We start from the raw sequence: 6,380 nt of genomic DNA on the forward strand, positions 1-6,380 counted from the left end.
TAGTCCAGCAGGGCCCAAGGGCTGTGCAGGCGCCTCACGCCAAACTGCCCCGGACCGGTCCCCCATGGCCGCCCGGGGCCTTTTTGTACCTGAAGACCTTGCCATGCCCTGAATTGGTCTTATGATCGCCTGAATAGGTCAGGCCAATGATCATCGCCACATCACAGGGAAATCTTATGCGTCTGCGTCTGTCCGCGCTGCTTCTCGCCGTCTTCGTCCTGCTGCCCCAAACTGCTGCGGCCAGGCCGCCTCTAAAATGGATCGCCGCCTGGTCGTCGTCGCAGATGATCCCGACCGACAACAATATCCTGCCGGCCGAAGACCTGACCGACGCCACCCTGCGTCAGGTCATCCGCGTCGCCCGGGGCGGCCATCTGTTCCGCCTGCGTCTGTCGAACCAGTTCGGCACCGCGCCCCTGATGATCGAAAACATTCGTCTCGCCCGCCCGCTCGCCAACACCGCCCCGGCCGTAGATCCGGCCAGCGACGTCATGGTGACTTTTTCGGACATGGACTTCGTCGTGATCCCCGCCGGCGCCGAAATCCTGTCCGATCCGATTTCCATTCCCTTTGTCGTGCCCGACCTGTCCGACATCGCCGTCACCTTTTATCTGTCCACAGCGCCCGCCGTCGAAACAAGCCATCCTGGGGCGCGCGCCAATTCCTGGCTTATCCACGGCCGCCATAGCAGCGATGCAGACCTCGCTGCGCCCAAGGCGTTCGTTCACTGGTTCTTCCTTTCCGGCCTCGAACTTGCCGCGCCGCAGGATACCCGCGCCATCGTTACCTTCGGCGACTCGATCACCGACGGCTACGGCGTCCAGCCCGGCACCAATGCGCGCTGGCCCGACACACTGATGCGCCGCCTGGCCGCGGCCGGCACGCCGATGCCCGTTCTCAACAGCGGTATCGGCGGCAATCGCCTGCTGCTCGATGGCCTGGGACCCAGCGCCCTGGCGCGCTTCGATCGCGAGGTCCTGGCCCAGCCTGGCGTCGGCTATATTATCCTGCTCGAAGGCGTCAATGACCTGGGCATGCTGACCCGCGACGCCCCGGCGACACCCGAGGCTCATACGCGTCTGGTCGCCAACATGATCGCGGCCTACAGCCAGATGATCGAACGCGCCCACGCCCATGGCATCAAGATCTACGGCGCGACCATTTCGCCCTTCAACAATGACTATTATCACCCGACGGCCGAGACTGAGGCCGATCGCCTGGCCGTCAATGCGTGGATCCGCGCACCGGGCCATTTCGACGCGGTCATCGACTTCGACCAGATCCTGCGCGATCCCGCCAATCCGGGGCGCCTCAACCCGGCCTATGACAGCGGCGATCACCTGCATCCGTCGATCGAAGGCTATAAGGTCATGGGCGAATCCGTGCCCCTGAGTCTTTTCAAGAATTAGATGCGCCTCTTCAAAATATGAAATCAGCGAAACGGCGCGGACGAGGCATCGTCATTACGGCTTTCTGATCAATCAACGGTAATTCCGCATATCAAGCCGACAGCCCCACGCTGTAGCTAGAGCGCAATCCGATAAAGTGGATGCCACTTTTCGGTTAAATTGCGCGACAAAGCAAAAACTTAGAGCGATATGACGCTTCTACCTAAAGTCATTTCGCTCTAGGCAGATCAACGGAGCTGTCCATGCCGAAATTTGCCGTCCTGCTGGCTGCCCTCACCTTGACGGCCTGCGCCTCGAGCCAAGCCCCGGTGCTTAATCCGAGTGTGGGCGGTGCGCAGATGTATCCGTCAAAGACAATCCTGGCCAATCTCAGCGCCTCGGGCGAACACGACCGGCTGATCGCCGCGGTTACGGCCGCCGGCCTTGTCGATGTCCTGAACGGTCCCGGCCCCTTCACCCTGTTCGCACCGACCGATGCCGCTTTCGAGAACCTGCCCGACAAGGGCTACGCCACGCTGACCCAGCCCGAAAACAAGGGCCGGCTCAGCCATGTCCTCGACTGCAGCATGGTCACCGGCATGACGTCATTAGCCCAGCTTCAGCAACTGGTCGTCGACCACGGCGGAACCTACCAGCTCAACACCATCGGCGGCTGTCCCGTGACCTTTACCCTGGCGGCGGAAGGCGGCCTGATTCTGACCAGCGACACCGGCGCCCAGGCCCATATCGTCGTCCCGGATATCCGTCAGGAAAACGGCGTCGTCCATGTGATCGACGCCGTTCTGCTCCCCAAATCCTAGCTACTGGAACAATACATAGTTGATGTAGAAGGTCGGCATGGCGTCGGCCGACTTGTTGCTGAGAGCCAGTGTGTCGATCGGCCCCTTGATCTTCATCTTTTTCAGCGGCACCAGGATCTTTGCCCATTCGCCCTTGACGCAGGAAATGCTCATCTCTTGCGAGACGACCTTTTCGCCCAACTTGGCGCTCAGCATGAATTCCTGCTTCCCCTTCTCACCGCCATGGGTAACGATGATCAGCGTCGTATATTTCGACGTATCGATGGGCGTGCTGGTTTGAAAGGTCATGACGTTCCACCCCGCCATGTTGACTTCAATCGGCTTGGAGCCGTCGGCAAACGGGAAAGAGGGTGTGGTTTTGGACCACCCACCGATCCACCAACCCGGCACCAGCCCGTCGGCATAGACGAGCAGAGGATCGACCGCGGCCCGCGCGGCCTGTGCCACAGTGGCGAGAACCGATGCCGCTATACCGGCGAGATAAAAACGACGTGTCTGCATAAAAGCTCTCCCTGTCTCCCTGCCGTAACGCGGCGGGAATTCTTATTTTCAGTACGCAATCCGAAAAGTGCCATGCGTCAAATCGTGCACTTTTCGGGTAAATTGCGGGCCCAGGAAAGTATTTATAGTACAAACTCCGAAAAACGGAAGTGGCGGAAATGCCTCAGTTGAGGGTCCAATTGTGGCGGTTGCGAATCCAGGTTCCCTCGGGATGCATGCTGGTGTCGGCGCGGCTGTATTTCATGATGACCATGGCGTGGGCCTTGCCAAAGCCATAACCGGCAGGGCTTTCCGATTCGACCACACATTGCGCAACCTCACCACCGGCCCCGACTTGGCACAAGACAACCGACTGTCCCTGCACCTCTTCGTTTATCGCGCGATAAGGGTAGACGTCCGTCTCGACGGTCAGGTCGAAATCACCGCGCAGATAGACCTTGGATTTTGCAGTGAGGACCGGTGATACCACGGTCTCGCCGATGTCCTGGGCCTTGGCGGTACCAAATGATACCGCTGCCAAGGCTGCCATAGCCACGTGTGTCCCTCGAACCGCCATGTCTGTGCCCCCTTACATAACACAATGACGATATCCCAAACCCTTCCAATAGCAAGCCATTCAACGCAACTGTGATCAAATGAAACAACATAACGAACGTTCTCTCACTTTTTGGCCGCTGTCATGACAGTTGCCGCGGCTTATTTCTCTTCCTTCACATAGCTGTCCGCACGGTTGACCAGCTGGATATAGGCCGGTCCCAGATTGATGACATATTCGTTCTCACCCCAGAAAAACGGCCAGTCTTCCTTGTTTTCCGGAAAGTCGGGCTTTAGAATCAGCACCCCCGGCACCACGCCGCCGGCGATAAAGCTGAAGTCGGCGCGGTTGCTGCCATACGCCACTTCCTTCGAAACGCTGCCGACGCCCGACACAAGCGACACATTCGAGCCCGGATGCGTCCCATAGAGGAAGTCCAGGGCGCGATAGACGCTGTCCCCGCCGATCAGGTCCGGATAGGCCTCGTGGAGCCAGGCATTGGTCAGGGCGAAATCGACCACGCGACCCGATCCGGCCCAGCCGCCTTCGGTCACCGGCACGCCGAACGGATTGGCCTTGGCCGCCTTATCCATCTCCGCCGCGTAGGCCACCACCGCCGGCCGCACCGTCTTTTTGAACTTCGCCGGCATGAACGGCATGACCTTGCCGATCAGGTCGGCATTTTGTGCGAACTTGGGCGCCACCTGCGGCCACAGGGCCTCGATGCGCCGGGCATATTTCAGGTCTTTGGTGGTGATCAACAGTTCGACATCGGCCGACAGCTCTTCATTGACGATATCGCCGCCCGTCGTATTGCCATGCTGGTAGATAACCGGCGGATGGCTTTGCTCCTCAGCCCAGGTCTTGGTCGCGATGCCGAGCGCCTTGTCGGCCAGGGTATCGTCGAAGCCGCGCAAGGCTCGGCTGGCCGCCGCCAATGCGCCGATCGAGCCGTAGTTCAGGCTTGACGAGATATTGGTGAAAGCCCACCGGTCGTCAGGTGTCCCACTCCGCCCGTCCTTGACTTCAAACGGCTTCAGGCTCGGGTCGTAGATCAGCCCGTCGGTCTTGGTCACCGCGTCGCCGAGATGGGTATATTCCAGCACATCCGGCTCGACGATACCGTTGATCGCGTGGCCCGTGGCCTCGAACTGCGCCACCAGTTGCAAGGTGCCGTGCTGGATCTGCTGCAACAGGTCGGGCTTGCCGTCGGGGACATGGATATCGACATAGCGCCGGCCCTGGTCGACCAGGGTATCGTCGCGATCGAGATGGAACTTTTCCCAGTCCTCGACCAGGGCCCGCACCACGGCGTAATGGGTCTGGGTTCGGATATCGAAGTCGCCGGCATCGAACCAGCCGCCGACATTCAACCCCGGAATATGCTCATACGGTTTGTACTTCGTGTCCGTCGTGCCCTTGGAGGCATAGAGATCGATATGATCGTCGTTCAGCGGCGCCTGCATGGCGTCGTCGCGGTGGCTGTCGCCGTGCCATACGCGATAGGCTTCATTGACCATCATATGGTCCATGGCCACCGGCAGATAGACGTCGAGGGTCGGCTGCCAGGCATTGGCGTAGACGTCTTTGGCGATGCGGAACGGCGTCGTCCTCTGTCCCTTGTAGTCGAGGACATACAGCCCCTCGTCCTTCACCGCACTGAAGTCGAATTGCAGATAATCGTAGCGCAGATAACGCCCCCACTTCGTGGCAGGTCCCGTCAGGACCGGCGTAAAGCTGCCATCAGGCCCCACCTTGAGCAACTGTGCGGTTGCCTCAGGCGGATCGTTAGGATCGAGCTCGATCACCGCCACCTTCCGGGCGTTCGGCGCATAGCCCAGTTGCGAGTGTTCGATCACCGGCGTACGCACCCAATCGGCCACGGAATTCGCCGTCACCGTCCACGACAGCACGGTTCCGGTGCGGCCTTCTGGCAAGGTCTCGCGGAGGACATACCAGCCGTTTTGCGCCTGGTTGCGTCCGTCATACAGATCAATCAAGCCCTCCTCGGTCGTGATTGTCACGCGCCTGGCCGGATCTTCCGGCGCCAGCACGAAGGTCTTACCAGTGGCCAGAGCCACGGGCGCTGTCTGCGGGCCCAGTTGCGATCCCTGGACACCCTTGCCCAGACTGATCATCGGCCCGGACGGATACAGTGGAAACTGCGCCCCCACGCCGTCGGTCCCATCCTTCGCGTAAAAAATGTAGCTTTTGTGAAAATAGGCCGAGGGCAGGAATTCCAGATTGAACCCGGCCTTGCCTTTCAGCGCCTCAGGCAAGGGCTGGTCCAGCACGACGCTGATCTTGACGCCGTCGCCGGTCGGTTCGGCCCGGATGGTATAGATGAAGTCATAGGCGGCATATTTCACCCGTGTCTCGATGACGCCGGTTGCCGGATCGGCCTTGCGATCCAGCATCAGCCCGATCTCATCCCATTGGCCGGGTGTCGCCATCATGCGGACATCGCCGTTGGTGGCTGTCCTCACGCCCTGCTGGATCAGTTCGACGCCGGAAATCTTCGAATCGGAGAACAGCCCGTCATACCAGTTGGAGAAGACCAGGACATTGACCCCACGGGTTTCGAAATAGCCCTTGTCGTTGAGCTGCATGACCGTTTTTTGCGGCTCGGCGATCGCCGGCGCACCGCACACCAAGACGCATAGCGCCGTCATCAGCACCGGAATCCGCATGGTCTCACTCCCTGTTTTTGCTATTTTGGTAACGCTACCACAGGGGAATAGGTCAGACCAGCACAGAGATTGTTGCCACTTCCATGCCAGCCTAAGCAGACAGAGGTTGAGACGCCATGCTATTGATGGCGTCATGGCAGGTGGGTTCGAAAAAACGCATCGCATGGACCTTCGGCGGAGACATGAACTCCATCAAGGCACTAGGGTATGCACACATCTCGATTTGTCTATGACTCACAAGTGATTAGCGTGCTTTGGGTTTGATATGATTGACTTGCGCCAATTCCGATTAGGAGATGTCGCGATGTTTTCATGTGACTATGATCTCGGGACGTTCGGTGACGAGCGCCTCGAAAAAAGGGGGGCCAACTTCTTGAGCGGATGGTGGTCCGTCAGAGCGTGTGCCTTCGTCGATTGGCTGGGGGAAAGCGGAGCGGCATTATCG

At 59.6% G+C, this 6,380-nt stretch carries 6 protein-coding genes; 3 read left to right on the forward strand and 3 right to left on the reverse strand.

Going from position 1 to position 6,380, the window contains the following annotated elements:
- The first annotated feature begins 176 nt into the window (after positions 1 to 176).
- Both AC1DXO_RS25285 and AC1DXO_RS25290 read left to right on the forward strand, forming a co-directional pair.
- Positions 177 to 1,409 (forward strand): SGNH/GDSL hydrolase family protein, encoded by a 1,233-nt coding sequence (locus AC1DXO_RS25285; protein WP_476980989.1) that lies wholly within the window; start codon positions 177 to 179, stop codon positions 1,407 to 1,409.
- Between the two features lie 242 nt (positions 1,410 to 1,651).
- The gene (locus tag AC1DXO_RS25290; protein WP_476980990.1) at positions 1,652 to 2,209 is read left to right on the forward strand and encodes a fasciclin domain-containing protein; all 558 of its coding nucleotides are present in this window, start codon (positions 1,652 to 1,654) and stop codon (positions 2,207 to 2,209) included.
- Here the strand turns inward: AC1DXO_RS25290 and AC1DXO_RS25295 are convergent, their stop codons facing one another.
- From AC1DXO_RS25295 to AC1DXO_RS25305, 3 genes are all read right to left on the reverse strand, one after another.
- Positions 2,210 to 2,710: a hypothetical protein gene (locus AC1DXO_RS25295; protein ID WP_476980991.1), complete on the reverse strand. Its 501-nt coding sequence runs from the start codon at positions 2,708 to 2,710 to the stop codon at positions 2,210 to 2,212.
- A gap of 163 nt (positions 2,711 to 2,873) precedes the next feature.
- Positions 2,874 to 3,245: an energy transducer TonB gene (locus AC1DXO_RS25300; protein WP_476980992.1), complete on the reverse strand. Its 372-nt coding sequence runs from the start codon at positions 3,243 to 3,245 to the stop codon at positions 2,874 to 2,876.
- Between the two features lie 161 nt (positions 3,246 to 3,406).
- Positions 3,407 to 5,935 (reverse strand): glycoside hydrolase family 9 protein, encoded by a 2,529-nt coding sequence (locus AC1DXO_RS25305; protein ID WP_476980993.1) that lies wholly within the window; start codon positions 5,933 to 5,935, stop codon positions 3,407 to 3,409.
- Between the two features lie 265 nt (positions 5,936 to 6,200).
- Between AC1DXO_RS25305 and AC1DXO_RS25310 the strand changes: the two genes are divergently transcribed.
- The coding region (locus AC1DXO_RS25310) for a hypothetical protein (RefSeq protein WP_476980994.1) at positions 6,201 to 6,380 on the forward strand (180 nt) is incomplete at its 3' end.

It is taken from the genome of Asticcacaulis sp. P2_C5 (assembly GCF_056404555.1).

Coding starts and splice junctions, on each gene's coding strand:
- AC1DXO_RS25290 (WP_476980990.1), top strand. CDS start 1,652: ATGCCGAAATTTGCCGTCCTGCTGGCTGCCCTCACCTTGACGGCCTGC.
- AC1DXO_RS25285 (WP_476980989.1), top strand. CDS start 177: ATGCGTCTGCGTCTGTCCGCGCTGCTTCTCGCCGTCTTCGTCCTGCTG.
- AC1DXO_RS25305 (WP_476980993.1), bottom strand. CDS start 5,935: ATGCGGATTCCGGTGCTGATGACGGCGCTATGCGTCTTGGTGTGCGGT.
- AC1DXO_RS25295 (WP_476980991.1), bottom strand. CDS start 2,710: ATGCAGACACGTCGTTTTTATCTCGCCGGTATAGCGGCATCGGTTCTC.